15 protein-coding genes are annotated in these 18,145 nt (G+C 45.8%); 9 read left to right on the forward strand and 6 right to left on the reverse strand.

Annotation, left to right across the window (positions count from 1 at the left end; all coding sequences use genetic code 11):
* The first annotated feature begins 3 nt into the window (after window positions 1-3).
* Genes OZ660_RS00695 through OZ660_RS00710 form a run of 4 tightly spaced genes read left to right on the forward strand, consistent with a single transcriptional unit; the run spans window position 4 to window position 4,771 of the window.
* Window positions 4-1,038 carry an extracellular solute-binding protein gene (locus tag OZ660_RS00695; protein ID WP_274742225.1) on the forward strand — a complete coding sequence of 345 codons (1,035 nt, stop codon included), beginning with the start codon at window positions 4-6 and terminating at the stop codon, window positions 1,036-1,038.
* Complete coding sequence (locus OZ660_RS00700; protein ID WP_274742226.1) at window positions 1,035-2,555, forward strand: ABC transporter permease; 1,521 nt, start codon at window positions 1,035-1,037, stop codon at window positions 2,553-2,555. The genes OZ660_RS00695 and OZ660_RS00700 overlap by 4 nt, the downstream gene beginning before the upstream one ends.
* On the forward strand, window positions 2,555-3,586 hold the full coding sequence (locus tag OZ660_RS00705) for an ABC transporter ATP-binding protein (RefSeq protein WP_226432533.1): 1,032 nt from the start codon (window positions 2,555-2,557) through the stop codon (window positions 3,584-3,586). Before OZ660_RS00700 ends, OZ660_RS00705 begins: the two co-directional genes overlap by 1 nt.
* A gap of 3 nt (window positions 3,587-3,589) precedes the next feature.
* Window positions 3,590-4,771, forward strand: coding sequence for an NAD(P)/FAD-dependent oxidoreductase (locus OZ660_RS00710; RefSeq protein WP_274742227.1), 1,182 nt, complete (start codon window positions 3,590-3,592; stop codon window positions 4,769-4,771).
* Between the two features lie 14 nt (window positions 4,772-4,785).
* On the opposite strand, the gene OZ660_RS00715 is transcribed toward OZ660_RS00710, so the two are convergent.
* Window positions 4,786-5,547, reverse strand: a complete 762-nt coding sequence (locus tag OZ660_RS00715) for a hypothetical protein (protein ID WP_274742228.1) — start codon at window positions 5,545-5,547, stop codon at window positions 4,786-4,788.
* 200 nt (window positions 5,548-5,747) lie between these two features.
* Here OZ660_RS00715 and OZ660_RS00720 point away from each other — a divergent pair, with 200 nt between their 5' ends.
* Window positions 5,748-7,103, forward strand: a complete 1,356-nt coding sequence (locus OZ660_RS00720) for a serine hydrolase domain-containing protein (protein WP_274742229.1) — start codon at window positions 5,748-5,750, stop codon at window positions 7,101-7,103.
* Here the strand turns inward: OZ660_RS00720 and OZ660_RS00725 are convergent.
* Together OZ660_RS00725 and OZ660_RS00730 are read right to left on the reverse strand one after the other, a co-directional pair.
* On the reverse strand, window positions 7,100-7,567 hold the full coding sequence (locus OZ660_RS00725; protein ID WP_274742230.1) for a hypothetical protein: 468 nt from the start codon (window positions 7,565-7,567) through the stop codon (window positions 7,100-7,102). The genes OZ660_RS00720 and OZ660_RS00725 overlap by 4 nt on opposite strands.
* Window positions 7,568-7,785: 218 nt before the next feature.
* Window positions 7,786-8,397, reverse strand: a complete 612-nt coding sequence (locus OZ660_RS00730; RefSeq protein ID WP_274742231.1) for a hypothetical protein — start codon at window positions 8,395-8,397, stop codon at window positions 7,786-7,788.
* Window positions 8,398-8,657: 260 nt separating this feature from the next.
* Between OZ660_RS00730 and OZ660_RS00735 the strand changes: the two genes are divergently transcribed.
* On the forward strand, window positions 8,658-10,232 hold the full coding sequence (locus tag OZ660_RS00735; protein WP_274742232.1) for a diguanylate cyclase: 1,575 nt from the start codon (window positions 8,658-8,660) through the stop codon (window positions 10,230-10,232).
* A 40-nt stretch (window positions 10,233-10,272) separates the two neighbouring features.
* Here OZ660_RS00735 and OZ660_RS00740 read toward each other — a convergent pair whose 3' ends face one another.
* The gene (locus OZ660_RS00740) at window positions 10,273-13,143 is read right to left on the reverse strand and encodes a M14 family metallopeptidase (RefSeq protein ID WP_274742233.1); all 2,871 of its coding nucleotides are present in this window, start codon (window positions 13,141-13,143) and stop codon (window positions 10,273-10,275) included.
* Window positions 13,144-13,295: 152 nt separating this feature from the next.
* Window positions 13,296-14,180: an ArgP/LysG family DNA-binding transcriptional regulator gene (locus OZ660_RS00745; protein WP_274742234.1), complete on the reverse strand. Its 885-nt coding sequence runs from the start codon at window positions 14,178-14,180 to the stop codon at window positions 13,296-13,298.
* A gap of 192 nt (window positions 14,181-14,372) precedes the next feature.
* Here OZ660_RS00745 and OZ660_RS00750 point away from each other — a divergent pair, with 192 nt between their 5' ends.
* Window positions 14,373-14,975, forward strand: a complete 603-nt coding sequence (locus OZ660_RS00750; RefSeq protein WP_202263154.1) for a LysE/ArgO family amino acid transporter — start codon at window positions 14,373-14,375, stop codon at window positions 14,973-14,975.
* Window positions 14,976-15,065: 90 nt separating this feature from the next.
* Here OZ660_RS00750 and OZ660_RS00755 read toward each other — a convergent pair whose 3' ends face one another.
* A complete protein-coding gene (locus OZ660_RS00755) occupies window positions 15,066-15,782 on the reverse strand; it encodes a DUF1499 domain-containing protein (protein WP_274742235.1) in 717 nt (238 codons plus the stop codon).
* Window positions 15,783-15,998: 216 nt separating this feature from the next.
* Here OZ660_RS00755 and OZ660_RS00760 point away from each other — a divergent pair, with 216 nt between their 5' ends.
* Together OZ660_RS00760 and OZ660_RS00765 are read left to right on the forward strand one after the other, a co-directional pair.
* Window positions 15,999-16,649 (forward strand): DNA-J related domain-containing protein, encoded by a 651-nt coding sequence (locus tag OZ660_RS00760; protein ID WP_274742236.1) that lies wholly within the window; start codon window positions 15,999-16,001, stop codon window positions 16,647-16,649.
* 334 nt (window positions 16,650-16,983) lie between these two features.
* Window positions 16,984-18,126, forward strand: coding sequence for an efflux RND transporter periplasmic adaptor subunit (locus OZ660_RS00765; protein ID WP_274742237.1), 1,143 nt, complete (start codon window positions 16,984-16,986; stop codon window positions 18,124-18,126).
* Window positions 18,127-18,145: the final 19 nt, after the last annotated feature.

Below are 18,145 nucleotides of genomic sequence, written 5' to 3' on the forward strand. Positions count from 1 at the left end.
TTTATGCAAAGAAGAACATTCTTACAAGGCTTAGTTGCAGCTGGTGCATTGGGCAGTTTGCCGCTGGGCACGGTTCAAGCACTTACTCAAACTTCCAGCGTATCGGTTGAGTCGCTTCCCAAGTTAGAAGGCGATTTAACCTTATACCTAGGCCGTGGTGAAGGTGGTCTTTATGAGAATGTTCTTAAAGCAATTGAAAAGCGCAACCCAAAGCTAAACCTAAAAGTACGCCGCGGTGGGTCAGCCGCATTAGCCAATACCATTGTGGCTGAAACAAAAGCGGGTGTGAAACGCGCCGACTTGTTTTGGGCTGTAGATACTGGTTCTATTGGCGTAGTGACTGACGCTGGTGCAGCAAAACCGCTGCCTAACGATATTACTGCACAGCTTAAAGATGGATTTCAGTATCCAAGCTGGTCGCCGGTTACCGGGCGCGTGCGCACCTTGCCGTACAATACGCAACGTGTTTCACCCGAGCAAATACCCGATAGCGTAATGGCATTAGCCGATAGCGACTTAAAGATTGGTTGGGCGCCAGCCTATTCATCATTTCAGTCGTTTGTAACCGCTATGCGTATCTTAGAGGGTGAAAAAGCCACTAAAACATGGCTAAAAGGCATTAATCGCAACGCCAAAAAGTATGCGGGCGAGTTAGGCGTAGTCATGGGTGTTGAACGCGGTGAAGTTGATATTGGTTTTGCAAACCATTACTACACATTGCGACTGAAGTCGGGTAAGCCTGACGCCAATGTGGCGTTGGCCTATACCAACAATGACGCAGGTTGTTTAGTGAATGCGTCGGGTATCGTGGCGTTAAGTGAAGGCAGTTTGCCAGTTAACTTTATTCGTTACCTGTTAAGTCAAGAAGTACAGTCTTACTTAGCGCGCGAAGCCTATGAAATTCCACTCGTACAAGGCGTTGAGCAGCCACAAGGATTAGCAAGTTTAAGTGCGCTGTCGCCACCTGATATGGACTTACGCAAACTGGCCGACTTACGACCTACTCTTAATATGATGAGGGAAGTAGGCGTACTGTGACAAATTGGCCAAAGTCGTATCCACTGGCATTATTAATAGCGCTGATGGCTTTACTGCCCGTCGGCGTTTTGTTTTCTCTTGCCCAAGATAGCGCGCAACTGTTCGATACCCACAACTTACGCGTTTTGGGCAATACCCTTTCTTTAGTTGTATTAACCATTATTGGGGCTGTGTTAATTGGTGTGCCCCTCGCGTTTTTTACCGCTTACGTCCACATGCCATTTAAACGGTTTTGGCTAATTTTACTGGCAGCGCCACTCGCCTTACCAAGTTATATTGGTGCATTTGCGATGTATTTCTCTTTCGGGCGCGGCGGTGAAATAGAAAATGTTTTGGGCATAACCACACCCCCTATCAGTGGATTGTGGGGCTCTGCCTTGGTGATGAGTTTATACACCTACCCCTTCGTGATGATGACGACACGTGCAAGCTTACTGAGTCTTGATGCTAGTTTAGTGAACGCCGCGCGCACATTGGGATTGTCGCTAGCTGCGAGCCTATGGCGCGTGGTACTGCCGCGCGTAGTTAATAGTGTGGCCGCTGGGGCACTACTTGCAGCATTGTATGCACTTTCAGATTTTGGTACGCCAGCCATTATGGGCTTAGATACTTTTACCCGAGTTATCTTTGTTGAGTACAACGCATTTGGTCTTAGCCAAGCTGCCATGCTCAGTCTTCAGTTAATGGTGATCGTGGGTCTTATTTTATTCGTTGAAAGCCGTATTGGCGGCGCAAAAGAACGCCCCGGTAAGCATTTGATGCTATTTCCAGCCCGCTGGCAGTACAGCTCAATGCTACTTGCTGCTTTTCCCGTGGTTTTCATGGCCATTGTCTTGCCACTTGCCGTGTTCATTTTATGGCTAGTGCGCGAGGGTACAGGGGGCTTTGAGCTTAGTTATGCGTGGAATTCTGCGCATGCTTCATTTATTGCTGCGCTTGTGGCAGTGCTATTAGCAATCCCTGTTGCGAATGCCGCGATTGCAGGCAAAGCTGGACGCTTTATGGAGCGTATTACCTACTTTGGTTTTGGTGTTCCAGGTATCGTAATGGGCACGGCCCTTGTGTATGTTGGCCTTCAATTGCCCGCGCTATACCAAACCTTGAGTTTGCTAGTAATGGCTTATGTACTGCGTTTTATCCCTCTTGCGGTGGGCAGTGTCAGAACCACATCTGAAAATATCGACTCGGGTTTAGTTAAAGCGGCGCGCGTGTTAGGTGCAAGCCCTCGCGAGGCGTTTATGCGTATTACGCTTCCTCTCACGCTTCGTGGTATGATTGCAGGTGCGGCATTGGTATTTTTAGAAGCCATGCGCGAGCTACCAGCCACACTGATGCTTGGACCAACGGGTTTTGAAACGCTGGCCACCTACATGTGGCGTGTTTATGAAGCCGGCTATTTTGGCCGTGCTGCCGTACCTGGGTTGTTGCTTGTGTTGCTGTCAGGTGTAGGGCTTGTCCTTATGCTATCAGGCGAGCGCAAAGCGCAATTTACCGTTACTGAGGAAGAACGTTCGTAATGCTAAGTGTAAGTAATTTGTCAGTGAATTATGGGTCTACCCGCGTAGTCGACAAGTTAAATGTAGAACTTGGGCAAGACGAAATTCTGATGTTAGTGGGACCGACAGGATGTGGCAAAACTACCATTCTTCAAGCCTTAGCAGGGCTTATTCCTATTTCAGAGGGCAGCATGCGCCTTGGGAATTGGGAAAGTACGGCAAACAAACACGTACCACCAGAAAAACGTAATGTGGGAATGGTGTTTCAAGACTTTGCACTGTTTCCACACTTAACGGTTCAACAAAACGTCTGCTTTCGTTTAAAAGACACGGCATTGGCCGACCACTGGCTGAATCTACTTGGATTAGACGCTTTTCGCGATGCCAAGCCTGCTCGTCTTTCTGGCGGTCAAAAACAACGGGTTGCATTGGCGCGAACGCTGGCGCATGAACCCGCTTTTGTATTGTTAGACGAACCCCTTTCTAACCTAGATGCAGCGCTTAAAGACAGTCTGCGTTGGGAAATTCGCGATGCGCTTAAAAAAGCCGGTGTCCCCGCTATTTGGGTCACGCACGATCAGGACGAAGCGCTGAGCGTTGGCGACCGCGTGGGTATTTTGAATAAAGGGGTACTGGAGCAACTTGATACACCTGAAGCCTGCTATTCCATGCCTGCCAGTCGTTTTGTTGCACGCTTTATGGGGGAAGCCAGTTTTCTAAAGGCCACTTTCGATAACAGCGCAAATAACCCCGACAATGTGGTTATTACCGATATTGGCAATGTGCCTGGGACACCGCTTCAAGGTGCAAATGGCAATGTTGACTTGTTGGTACGCCCTGATGATCTAAGCTTAAGTGCAACGCACCCACAACCCAATGGGATTGTTGATTGGGTGCGCTATGAAGGCGAAAGCCGTTTATATGCGGTAACGCTAGATAATGGTAGTCAGCTTAAGGTTCGAGTTAGCCACGAAAATGCGATTAAGCCCGGTACTCGTGCGCACATGGCACTTATTACTACACACCCACTGGCTGTATTTCCTCGAGACTAAATTGTGATAAAACGCGACGTTATAATTATTGGTGCAGGGGCTGCAGGGCTTTTTTGTGCCGCTCAAGCAGGGGCTCGCGGCCGCAGCGTTGAAGTGCTCGATCATGCCAAGAAGGTGGGGCGAAAAATTCTGATGTCTGGCGGGGGGCGTTGCAATTTCACCAATATGTACGCAAGCCCTGAAAACTTTCTTTCGCAAAACCCCCATTTTTGTAAGTCAGCCCTTAGCCGCTATACCCAGTGGGATTTTATCGGACTCGTTGCCGAGCACGGAATCGCCTATCATGAAAAAACACTGGGCCAATTATTTTGCGACGATAGCGCCAAAGACATTGTTGATTTATTACTGAATGAATGCAGTAAGGCGGGAGTGACAATTACCACTCGTTGCGAGATATTGTCGGTTGAAAAAAGTGAAAGTGGGTACTTACTGTCTACGTCAAACGGCGATTATCAGTGTGAATCATTAGTTATTGCCACAGGTGGTTTGAGCATGCCCAAACTCGGGGCAACGCCATTTGGTTATAAAATTGCCGAACAATTTGGTTTGAATGTGCTGCCTACACGCGCTGCGCTAGTGCCCTTTACCTTGCACGATAAAGACAAAGATACATTGGCTGAGCTAAGTGGTATAGCGGTCGATGTGTACGCAAGCTGCAACGATACTACGTTCAAAGAGGCTATGTTATTTACTCATCGGGGCCTAAGCGGCCCAGCAATGCTACAAATTTCTAGCTATTGGGAAGCGGGCGATACATTAAGTATTAATACACTGCCCAATGAGGACACTCACGCGTTGATTAACGCCGCGCGGGAAAAAACACCTGATGCACTACTTGCCACGTGTTTAAGTAAAGTGTTTCCAAAGCGAATGGTACAGAGCTTTATTGAATACAACGAATGGCGCAACGTGCCTGTTAAGCAACTCAGTCACGGTGAGTGTGATGCCATTGCAAATACACTTGAAAATTGGCAAATAAAACCAAACGGCACAGAAGGCTATCGCACCGCAGAGGTAACCATTGGCGGGGTTGATACCAATGAATTGTCATCAAAAACCATGATGGCGAAGAACGTAGACGGCCTTTATTTCATTGGTGAAGTTGTTGATGTTACAGGCTGGCTTGGAGGCTTTAACTTCCAGTGGGCATGGAGCAGTGGTTGGGCTGCAGGGCAGGTGGTGTAAACCTGCCATATAGTCTAATGATACTGCACTAGCATATACGCCCATACGCCACCTTCTGGCATCATGAAAATGGTTGGTGCGCTTGTACCACTTACACCAGGAACGCCGTTATTGGTTAGTGACATATGCAATCTAACAAGTGCAACTTGGTCTTGCGCTGCAAGGGTTATTTCACAACGTCCCTGCATACAAATAACGTCAAGAATAGTCATTTCTGGATCACTGCTATTCACTATCAAATAGTCTTCAATTGCTTGCTCTATGTCTTGGCGTGTTCCTAAATCCTCTTCAATAGAATGCTCGGCTATAGGATCATTTAAAAAGTCATTATTCTTTAAAATTTGTTCGAACATCATTTCTGCGCTTTGTTCTCCCATATGCTCAGTCATCGCGCGTTTTAGCTCGGTTTTATGGCGCTTGGCCCACTGTACTAGTTCTTGTTGCGCCAACGGGTATTTCACTTCGTTGCTCGCTACTCCATCTAGTGAGATTTCTGGTGAAGCAATATCTACCGCAATATTCGAGATTGATGCATCCTGCTCGTTGCGTTGATGTTGAGCATGATTTGAGGAAGGCATGACATCATCACAGTGGTGAGAGCCTGCAATGTTAGTGTCTTTTGACATGTCGCTAGCGATGTCGTTGTGCGCGTCATTTTGCGCAGATCTTTTATTTAATGCGGTGTTATCTATTGTGGAAGACGCCTTGTATTCACCCGCAAAAAAGCCTGCAGTGAAAATACTGATAGCCAAAAGCGCAAATAGTACATACTTCATTAATACTTCCTTGTTAAAACGTATCTCAAAACAATATCAGTGCCTGTTACTTTGCTCAACATACAAGTGCACTTTCGTTGCGTTGCTTTTTTATCGTTAGTTCATCTAAAGCGCGGGAAGCATACTAATACGCGTGTAAAAAGTGGCAGTCTTTGGGTATCGCGCTACGCTTTCATTAACCGAAAACAAGGACATGTGTTATGCGACGACTAGCCAGATTGAAGCGGATTGTATTAACCAGTATTTTGTTAACGACTACCAGTGCCTACGGCAGTGACCATGTGCCGCTTGATGCTAAATCATCCGACCCTAATGTAATGGGGTGGATGCAAGGCTTCCCCCCATCAGATGAAAAGTTAATTACCCAGCCAGACAGTAATTATTTTAGTTTTCCAAAGCTTCGTTGGTCGGTGTGTCATTTACGGGAGTTTTTGCCTACACGCGAGATAAGTAGAGGGTTAGGTAACGCTTTACCTCTTAACTATCTACCTGAAAGTGACTTAGATGACATGGCTCAAAAAATCAATTCGTTGTCGTTTACGCCGTTGAACAGTGACCTATCGATGACATGGGAAGAGTCACTTTTTGCTAACTACACCGACGGCATATTGGTGATTCACGAAGGGCGCGTAGTGTATGAACGTTATTTTGGTTGTTTAGACGAATATGGTCAGCATGCAGCTATGTCGATGACAAAATCAGTCACAGGTTTACTGGCAGAAATACTAATCGCTAACGGCGAATTAGATGAGCAAATGCGAGTCAAAGAGATAGTGCCTGAAATTGCCGGTAGTGCATTTGCTAACGCAACCGTAAGACAAGTAATGGATATGACCACTGGCGTAGCGTTTTCTGAAGACTATGCTGATCCTAACGCAGCAATTTGGACTTATTCTCGTGCTGCTAGCCCGTTGCCTAAAGCTAAAGAGTACAAAGGTCCGAACGGTTATTGGGAATATTTACAAACGGTTCAAGTAGAGGGCAAACACGGTGAATACTTTCACTATAAAACAATAAATTCAGATATGTTGGGTTGGATCATTAGTAAAGTTGCTAAGCGCTCTGTCACTGAACTAACCAGCGAGTTGCTTTGGCAGCCCATGGGGGCAGAGCAAAGTGCGTATCAAACTGTTGATGGAAAAGGCGTGGCTTTTGCTGGTGGAGGTATATCAGCGGGTTTACGTGATTTAGGGCGGCTGGGATTATTAGTACTTAATGAAGGTGCGATAAACGCTAAGCAAGTATTTCCTTCACATGTAGTGCAAAGCATAAAAAAAGGCGGGGACCGCGCAAAATTCACCAATGCATTTCCTACGCTTCCTGGGGCCAGTTATAAAAGCCAGTGGTGGGTTTTTCACAATGAACACAATGCGTTTGCGGCACGAGGTGTTCATGGGCAAACCATCTATATCGATCCTACAGCCAATATGGTACTTGTGAGATTCGCATCTCATCCCAAGGCGAAAAATGGCTATATTGACCCAACCTCACTGCCTGCTTATCATGCATTAGCGAAGCTTCTTATAGCCAACAAGGGTGATAGTGATACGCTCTAAAAAGCAAAGCCGATGGCGACGCCTGCCACAATCGCGTCGGCATGGTCTTTGTGGTAATCGTAATGAAGCTGTGGTGAAAGGGTGAGACCAGATATTTCAAACTCGTAGAGTAAGCCTAAACGTGCCACTTCTATTTTATCGCCGCCATGAAACTCTATACCTGGACCTATTTGGGCGATAAAGCTATTAGTAATGTGTAAATCGGCAACAAGTAGATACGTATAGGCGTCAATATCTTCAAACGCATATTCCGCCACTACGCCAAGTCCTAAGAAATCACTCACGCGGTATTCATAGTCAAAACCAACCGTAAATGCGCTGCCAGCGTCATCTACATCCGTCGATGCCAGTAACACTGAAAAATGGTGTGGTGAATCATGCCAATCATGGGGTGTTGCCTTAGAATGTGCATGGTATCCAAGTAGAAGACTAAAGGTGGCAAAAATACTTACACTTTTAAGCATAGCGAGTTAACACTGTTAATATTGCACGTGTTCAGTTTTGTTATGACTCTTATAATCGTAGGTGAAAATATTCAACTATGCTTACCTTTTAGTCATCAATGTTAAACCATAGTGCAAAGTGCTTGGTTGAACTGCCTCTTCAATTTGCCAGCTATTTTCCTTAGGTATTTGATAAAGCGCACAAAAGAAGGCGAGCCCCCTTTTGTGCAAAAAGACTCTTAAAACTGATAGCGGGCATAAATGCCGAATACTTCTGAATCTGAGTATTTCGTATATTCTGCACCAACCGCAAGGTTGCTCCATGAATACTGAGTACCAAGGTTGTATGCCTTTTGGTCGCTTCCTTCGTCCCAGAATTGCCATTCAAGGCCGGCGAAAAGCTCCCAGTTTTTCATTACCATATGGCGAATATTGGTTTCTAACATATAGTAATTCGTACCTGTTGATGCAGACTCCTGTCCATTGCTTAAGCCCAGTTCAATATCACCATAACCAACTTGTGCATCAAGAGCAGTAGCGGCAGAAAAGCGGTGGATATAGCCTAGTGAGACCTCCCACTTCTCTACATCAAAATCGAAATCAAACTCTGCGTTACTCGCTTCGTCGCTAGCGTCAAAATACATAGCTTCTGCAAAAAGGTTGTAGCCCAACTCTTTGCTTGCCTTTAGCTGAAATCCTTTAGCATCAAATTCAGGAATGTCAGCAAAATCGGTTTGCACAGCACCAAGTTGCACGTAATCGTAGGAAATCGGCGTGGTTTGGCCAAACGTGCTAGCGCTAAAGCACAAAGGAACGCTAAGTAGCGCTGGAAGAATAAATAACTTTTTCATAACAATGTCCGTATTAGGTTGAGAACAGCGCAAAGGTTAATAGACTGAAAGTGAATATAGGGTGAACCAAGTTTTATAAAATAACGGAAGTGAGAATTCATCGATAACGATTGATTAGTTCTCTGAACCTACAATTTTGGACTACCCTTTAGTAATCGTGTTTCCGCCTTTCTCGTCAATACGGCAAGGTATATGGCAATAATTTGAAAGGAGAGATGTGTCAGACGGATTTGGTATGGTGGTAATGACAAGGCAAATCTATGACAGTGCAAGTAACGCGGCATTTGATTCGTTTTTGGTTTTCAGTGGCCTTGCTCGTGGCAAGCTCCACCGTGTTTGCAGATTGCCTTTTAACGTCCAATGAATTAGCACCAGAAACCGTTGAAACACCTGCCGACCGCCTAGTATTGGCCGAAGGCCTTCAGCGTATTTCCTTATCGTGTAATGTTTCTCAGCCTTCTATTCTTCACTTCGAACGCAATTACATCGCGTTTGCTCAGCTATACGACGACAAAATGCAGCCAGTACAATCGCTACGAAGCAGCAGAGCAAGCTTCGTTATTCCCCAAGGTCAGCACACCTTTGTGCTAGACGTTAGCGCACAAGTACGCGTACCGCTTAACATCAAAGTAAGTTCGCTTTTTGAATATCAAAAATTGGTGTCGGTACACACCTTAACCCTGAGTGTATTCATTGGCTTTTGCCTTGCGCTTACCGTCTACGTGGGTATTTTAGGGAACAGCATAAAAAATAACGGTTTTTACTCTTACAGCTTTTATGTGCTAAACGCGGCTATCTTTTTTTTGCTTCAAGAAGGGCTGATGAATATCGTTTTCCCAAGCGTTAACTTCTTCAACGACTTTCAGTTCCACTTATTCTTTGCTGGTATAACCGTTTTTGCTGCAGTGAATTTTCTAGACAAGCTATTGGACTTCAAAGCATTGCTGCGCCATTGGCAACGAAATTTCATTATTGGTATGGCTTATCTTGCGATGTTTTTGGCTTTCTTGCAGGTGTTTTTATCATCGGCAAATGCCATGAAAGTGAATGAATTACTTAGCCTGATAACCCTTATTACTATGGTGTGTACTTTCTCAGGTTGCGTTTACGCGTGCGTAAGAAAGGTGCACTGCTCTTATTTGGTAATGAGTGGCATTGCCATCATGGTTAGTGCCATGTCGTTTCGTTTAATCTTGGATGAAACGTCTCCATTCCTATATCGTTACGGGCTTATCATCGGTATTACATTGGAAGCGTTTATCTTTGCGGTTGCCACTTCAAGAAAAGTGAAGAAGCTAGACGACGATAGGCTGGCCGCGTTTAAGCGGGCATCTACCGATGCTTTGTGCGCAGTGCTTAATCGCAGTGGTTGGGAAGGGGTAGCGCGCAATGTATTGGATACATTCAATAAAGAAGGCGGTTTTCTAACACTGCTTTTTATCGATCTTGATGACTTTAAGGCCGTCAACGATGCTTATGGTCATGCTACAGGCGACGACATTTTAAGAGTCATTGCCAAAATACTTAAAAGTCGGTGTCGAGACCAAGATGTAGTTGGACGTTTAGGCGGAGATGAGTTTGTAGTATTAAGTCACTGTTACAGCGAAAAGCAAGCAAAGCGCCTTGCCGAGCGCATTGAAGACAGTTTGCTGGAACGCGACATACGCACGGATAACTATTCCATTCCTATCACCGCAAGTGTTGGTACCTATATTACTAACGAAAAGTGTAAAAGTGTTGATGAGCTATTGGACAAGGCTGATGCCCTTATGTATGTCACCAAAGCAAAGCACAAAAAAACATTGGTTACAGAAGGTATTCAAGGAACCTTTTAGGTGTGTAGTGGCGCGTTAAACGCCACTACCTTAAAAAGTGCTAAAGCGAGATACGTGCTCGACTGCCTAGGCCTGGCCCGTACACAATGGCATTAAGCAGCAATCGGTTAGTACCATGGGCAGCGCCTCTAAAATTAGGCTGACCTGAAAACAGAATGATCTGCCCTTTTCCGTATTGTTCACGGGTGAGATACGCTGTGTTGGCCACGCGCTGCTGCGCTTCAGGCCACAGCAAACCACTCATTCTCACGTTAAGCGTCTTACCTTCTGGCAAGCTGAACCAATGCGAGGCGGTTTTCTTCTCGTCTTCTTTTGCCTTTGGCGCATCTGTGTATACTCCTGCGCGCACTATAGCTTGGCTGTCATCGCCTGACATAAGCAAAGGCTGGCTGCTATATAGCAGCGGCAACACGTCAGGTGTACCTGCCGTTAACCAATGCTTTTGATCTGTGCGACCAGCGACGAAAGCACCGCTTGGCATAAAGATTTTCAACCATTTGTCTCTGCGTTTAAGCGCTTCTTCACTTAACGGCTTAGGGGCGTTATCCCATGGGAAGCTAAATTCGGTATCCAATGTATGTGACATAGTTGCTTTGGTGGCCACCTCATTATCAAGGGCCATCATTTCGCGCATTAAAGATACATCGTAGTCAAAGGCTTTATCGAAACTGTTTTCAAGCGTTTTAACCTTTGCTATACCGTCTTTACCGGCTAGGGCAGCGGCACTTCGGCTGTGAGCAATTAATGTTCCGCCGTCATTCACCCAGTCCTTGAGCGTAGCTTGTGCTTTTTTATCTAGTGCCCCGTAGCTGGTAGGTAGCACAAGTACATTGTAGCGGCGCAAGTCGGTGCGGTTTAGCGCATTAATATCAAGTTGGCTATGGCGAATACCCAAGTGAGAGTCAATGCTGTGCCACGTAGCACCCACGTCGTAGCTTGACACGTTTCCATGACTCAAAAGAGCGACTTGTGGCCTTGTAAGTAGCGCGAAATGCTCACCGCCCCATTCAGGTAAATCGCCTTCACCAAATCCGGTACCCGTTGAATAAACGGCGATATTTAACTCGGCAGCGGTTTGCGCGATAGCACCGGCTAAATCATCAACCCTTGGGTTGTCGGTAACAGTAACGGCAATAGAGCCTCTATTAAATCGTTTCCCTTCATACTCTGAGACTTCATCAACAAATCGCACATAAACGCCACGCTCCATTAATCGCGCTGCGAAGGCGACAGAGCGGTCGTCTGCACCATCGACTAACCATGCAATAGCGTTGTCGTTTACCTGACTTTGTGGTGTTGACGTAGAGTATGGTGTTAGATTTCGCGTTAGGTGCTCTGGTACGGTAACGCTTTCTAAGCCGTACATCATGGTTAGGTTCCATGCTGTAGTGTCGTACATCAGCGATGAACCATCACGCAGCGTGCGTTGACGCTCTTCAAGTAGCACAGCATCATTTACTCCAGCGTCAAACTCTAATATAGCGGCAATTAAAGGCGCTTCGGGTTGACGGTTAGGCACGATGATACTGCCTTTAGGGATCACAAAATCCTTTTCGGTTGTGCCTTGTTGTGTAACGGCCTTACTTACCTTAATGGCTTTATCGGCAACATAAACTTGAATATCTTGTGCGAGCAACTTGGCTACCAAATTGTTAGTTCTACCCACATTATCGTTTGCGAGGATCACATAGGTACGGTTAGCAAACTTACCCTTTGCGGCAACATTGTTCTTTCTGCCTTGCCAGTAGTCTTGATACATCGCTTTACTGTGTTTATCGAGTGTCTTAAGGTTGGCGATAGTCGATACAAATTGGTGGTGTACTGACTCGATGTACGTTTGAACCGTGCCTTCTGGACGTCTAACGCCATCTTCTGCCATGCGAGATTGCTCGTACAAAATATGCATGGTGCCGCGATACTCAGCATAGTTAGAGTAACCGGGGTACCAGTTTTCAAACCATTCTCCGGTGTAGTAACGCCAGCCCTTTTCATCAAACGCTGAAGACTGGTCTTTTGCGAAGGTACGTGCCCATTTTTGTAAGTTAGGGTCGATGTTGTGGTTTAATGGTTGGCGTGGCGGACCCATCAAATAGGTATCTTGACTACCCATTTCATGACCATCAATCATTAGCTGTGGTCGCCACTGATTAATCAGGCCAACGCGTCCTACCGTTTCGGGTTGTGTGAGATAGAAAAAGTCGCGATTTAAGTCAAAAAAGTAATGATTTGTTCTACCGTAAGGCCAGTCACCTCGGTGCAATAACGACTGATCATCAACATTTGGTGCAGTACCGCGATATTGCTCTAGCGACTTGGCAAAGCGCGCTCTGCCATCAGGGTTCATCATAGGGTCGATAACAACAATCATGTCATCAAGTAGCGCATCGACTTCGCCACTTTCACTGGCAATTAAATGATAAATAGCGGTAAGCGCGGCGTCTGCGCCAGAGGTTTCATTGCCGTGAATTGAATAAGCCATCCACGCAACGGCAGGGAGTCTATCAATAATTGCCTTCGCCTGGGTGTCATTTGTTGAAAGTGGGTCGGCAAGCTTTTGAATATCAGCATGAACCTCATCAAGCGATGCTAAGCGACTTGGTGTTGAAATAAAGACCGCAAGCAATGGGCGGCCTTCGTGTGTGCGTGCGTATTCTACAACGTGCAATTTATCTGACTGCGATGCCCATGTAACCACCGCGTTATGGATTTGCTCTGGTGTGGCAACTCTAGAACCTATTGGAAAGCCAAGTAACGTATCTGGATGGGTTATTTGGCTATTGTAGCTACCCGACAAGAGTTCGCCAGAATACGCTAAGTCTGGGTCGTCGATAGGTTTCATTAATACTGCGGAGTAGGCGGGTAAAACCGCGACGCTCAGCAGTAGTAAAAACCACTTTTTCATAGATTGCATGTGTGTTTCCTTGTTGTTTTTTTAATTTGATTTCGTTTTAACTACAACAATCTACATAGTGTAGTGTGTTTTTTGCTCGGTCAATCGGTCTGCGATGAAGCACTGCGTAATAGCGACCTCACGCATCATCTTTTCAAGGGTCAATCATTGGCTTATTTCAGTTGTTGCTTGGCAACGTGTTTTACGGCTTTGGTGAGGTCGCCTAAAGCCGCAGAATCTAATGTTATCCAGTGCCAGAAAAGTGGTACGCCTAATTCTTTGTCTGGGAAGAGGGAAACGAGGCTGCCTTCATTCACTTCTTGGGTCACTTGTAGTGTAGGAAGTAGCGCCCAAACCACGCCATCTAGCGCCATTTTGACAAAGCCGTGTGATGACGGGTACCAATGGCAGGTGGTAAACGACGGCGCCATGTTTAAGCATTCTCGTTGATAGTCGGTCAGTAGGGTGACATCGTATTCGTCGTACAATAAGCCAGGGGTTTGCATTACCGCTTCAGCGTCAATGCCTTTTGAAAGGTAACGCTCAATAAAACGGGGGGAAGCATAAAGTTGATACTTCATTGTTCCCAAGCGAAGTGATTGACCGCCCGTAACAGGTGTTCCAGTTTGGCTTATGCACGCCATAACACGGCCTTGCTGTAGTATGTCGCGGGTTTGTGTTTGGTCGGCATTAACGATATGCACGGGGTTTGCCCGAGTGTCGCTAAACATCGCCAGAACTTGCGAAAACCACGTAGCCAACACATCATTGTTCACTGCGACACTAAGCGGCGCTGCGCTCGCGGTTAAACCACTTTGTATATTTAATGCTTCTTCCAACACACTGACTTTCTGAATGTGGGCAAGTAGCTCGTTGCCCAGAGGTGTTGGGCGTAGTGGCTTGGTGCGCACTAATACTGGCCCGCCAACACTCTGCTCTAAGCGCTTAATTTTTTGAGAAACGGCAGACTGAGTAAGACTTAGCGCTTGCGCACCTTTTTCGAAACCGCCATAACGCAATACCTCGTGAAAGCAACGCAATGCATCGTAGTCCAGCATATTCAAGCCTCTGTGAAAAAACCGTTATAACTATTAATTTCGTTAATCAAAAACAAATATCATTAATTTAATTTAGTTTTAAAAGGTGTATAAAATCAAGTCAGTTGTAGAGAAAAGCTTGGTGTTAGCCGTTTTCATTTCAGAGAGCGGGCTAACATAAATTGTAAATATAGAGTGTGTGAGGCGTAGGTTATGTTGGCGGCGGCAACAAGCGGTTTTGTAATGGGCGGTACCCTTATTATTGCGGTAGGGGCGCAAAATAGCTTTCTAATAGAGCAATCGATGAAGCGACAATGGACAACCCTATTTGTATTGTTGTTTATTCTTAGCGATGCCATTTCAATAAGCCTAGGTGCAATGGGCTTTGGGTTGTTGCTACAGGAGTACCCGACGCTAGTGACAATTACCAAGTGGGCAGGTGTCGCCTTTTTACTTTGGATTGCCTACAACAAAATTAAGTCTTCGATGGCAAACGATGCCTTGGTGTTAGAGATGGCAAAAAAGCAATTATCGTTTAAAAAAGCCTTTCTTATCGCTTTGGCTGTAACATGGCTCAACCCGCATTTTTACCTTGATACACTGCTGTTAATGGGCAATTTGGCCAGTCAGTGGCAAGAAAACAAGTGGTGGTTCGTGGGCGGTGCCATTGGTGCTTCGGTTGTATGGTTTGTCGGTTTGAGTACGCTTACGGCTCGTTTTGCGCATCACATGCAGCGTCCTAATTTCTGGCGTTGGTTCAATCGCCTGAACGCGGCGGTATTGGGGATGGTAAGTCTGCAATTAGCCAGCTTGTAATTACGCCCTAGCTAGCCTAGCGTTAAGCAGACAGCTCATTTGCTTAAAAAGCCCGCGTAAAGCGGGCTTTTGCGTTTCTTGAACCAGGCGTTAGTTATAGCTCAATTGCTTGCGTAGCTCTGCCATAAAGGCGTTGATGCGTTCTGCGTTTTTACCTAGGTCGCTTTTACCGACGCGAGATTTGCTGCGCACATCGACTAAGGTGTCGTCGTTTTTAGCGGTTAAGCGAATAACGACGTCGTCTTTAAAACCAAACCAAGCCGTTGTATCAGTTGCTTCTAGTGTATTGGGAAGCGCGCCTTGCGTTACTCGCTCCCAACCCATAGCTTCAATGGCTTTTTCAGCTGCTGCAAACACTTCTTCAGGCTGCTGAGGGAGCAATTGGGTTTTAATTTCTGGGTATGCCTCTAATTGCTGCTTAGTGACTTCTCCGCCCTCATAGCTCACAGGGTTTGGTGCACCCTCGCGAAGTGGTGCAATAGCCACAAACTCAGGTGGATTGGTTACATCGGTGGTAATGTCATGAATAGGCGGTACTGCGCTTGCTTTGCTCATCATGCTTACTGGCATACCAACCGCAACCAGTGCGAGAATGGCGCACACCAACGTGCTGCCCCAATTAACGTTTTTACGATTAATGAGTACTTGCAAGATAATAAGAATAAGCGCTGCGCCACCTACATACACACCAAAACGCAACGATGTGAAAGCAGTGCTTAGGCTGACACCTGCATATTGATAAAGTGGGCCGGGCAAAACGACCATAAAGAAGCCAAGAATACTGGCAAGGGCAATGAGTGCTTTCAAGAGAACTCCAAATTTATTGTTGTCGTTAGTAAAGGTGCTACTTTAACAGTCTAAAATGACTTTTGGTTTACTTTTGCATGATAAAAAATGCTATCGCCACCTTGGCAATAAACATGAGCTACCATCTCAACTTACTATCCTACATTGATAGTGTTTGATTGCACCTTTAACATAGCGCATTGAATAGTTGAACGCGAATAACATGGAGTAATGCCTTTGAATAACAACAGTGAAGCCATAAAGGGGTATGAACTCAATGTCGAACTGCTAATAGATATACTCTCTACTATGCGTGAAACATTCGATGCTGGCACCAGTGAATTTTCACTTATTAGCCGTCTGAAACAAACCCCTTACTACTTTTTTGACGACGACGCACTGCGCGACCCACTCATGCTGTTTAAAACTCACTTTGTACTCTTTCATGCGCTTTATCGTTTAAAGGCGCATTGGCAGCAAACGGGAGCAGGCAATCTAGATATACATACACTTAATATACAACTGCACGAGATATCACATGCATCGCATGGCGCAGGTGAGCTTCAAGGCAAAGATAAACTTGCTGAGTATTACCTTAACTGGGATAACTTTCAGCAAACAAATCGCAATGAAGTAGAAAGCTTGCTTGATGAGTTTTGGCAGAGTATGGCAAAAGGTAGTGTTTGCGTGTTATCCCCACAAGAAATTGAGGAAGCGCATACATTGTTGCAGTTGCCTTCTGTTGAAAACGGCGATATGCCATTATCCACACTAAAAAAGCATTACAAGAAAGCATTGTTACAGGCTCATCCTGACAAGGGTGGGAGTCAAGCTGAAGCACAATCCATTATTCGCGCATTTCAAATACTCAGGCAGCACTATTCGTAAAAATAGGATAAGGACGCATTAGGTACTCCTGTTTATTCGTATATTTTAAGCACCATTTTTACCGTTAACCGTTACTGACCGATAAGTTACGCAACTTCGGCTAGCTTCACTATCATTAGTGTAAAGATATGCGCACAATATGAGCTATATACGGTGTAAAGCGTATAAGCAGTTGGCGTTTACTCAATCTTATCATTACCTATTTCGTTATCGGGTTTTTACCGACAAGACACATGTTAGGGCATTGGAAGCGCGTAGCTAAAAGCACATTATTCTTAGGTAGGCAGGAGGCAATTCTTCCTGCTGTCATTCGTTATTGGGAAATAGAAAGTCTATGAGTCGCATAGTTTATGTCACTGCAGCATTTGTTGCGCTGTTTGGTTTAGCCGCTTGTTCTAATGAAAGCGAGCAAGCGCAAGGGGCGCCGCAAGGCATGCCTGCACCTGCGGTGTCGGTTGTTACACTCACAAAGCAACCTGTAGTGCATGAAATGATATTGCCAGGTCGAGTAAGTCCATCTCGACAGTCTCAAGTTAGGCCGCAAGTAGATGGTGTTATCACAGAGCGCTTGTTTGAAGAAGGTGCCTATGTTGAAAAGGGGCAGCAGCTTTATCAGATTGACGAGGCGCGTTATCTAGCACAGCTCAATAGCACGAGAGCGGACTTGAAAAGTGCGCAAGCTAATTTGAAAACACTAGAAGCAAAGGCGCGTCGCTATGACGACCTTGTGGCACAAAATGCGGTGAGTAAGCAAGAATATGACGATGTAATCGCTCAAAAAGACCAAGCGCAAGCCGCTATTAGTGTTGCTGAAGCAGCGGTTGATGTCGCAAAGGTTAATATGGGCTACACCAAGGTATATGCGCCTATTAGTGGGCGTATTAGTCGTTCATTTGTAACCGAGGGTACGCTTGTAACCACCAATCAAGCTCAACAACTGGCAACCATCACGCAACTCGACCCTGTTTTCATTGATATGCAAGAGTCTGGCTCTGCTATTTTGACGTTACGTCAAGCAATGAGTAAACAAGGTGCCATGGACGTTGAGCTTACCGTCGATGAAGCCACTGGTGAGCGTTACGGGCAAACAGGTAGTGTTAAGTTTTCTGAAGTTACCGTCGATGAAACTACCGGCTCTGTGACGCTGCGCGCAGAAATGCCAAACCCAGATGATGTGCTATTACCAGGCTTGTTTGTGAAAGGGCATGTGATTACGGGGCGAGAAAACGCGCTGTTAGTTCCACAGCGCGCTACAACCCGTCAGCCAGACGGTTCACTGTCGGTTTACGTGGTTAATCAAAACAATGAAGTGGAAGGTCGCACGCTAGATATCGGAAAAATTTACCGTGATAAATACGTGGTAAAAGGCGGCGTGAGTGAGGGCGAACGCGTAATTGTTACCGGCTATCAGAAAGTGAAACCGGGGGCAAAAGTGAATCCTTCAGATTGGCAACCTTCATCACGCGGTTCTCGCTAAGCAAACAAGGAATTACGTA

The organism is Alteromonas sp. 009811495, from assembly GCF_028865455.1.
GTDB lineage: Bacteria > Pseudomonadota > Gammaproteobacteria > Enterobacterales > Alteromonadaceae > Alteromonas.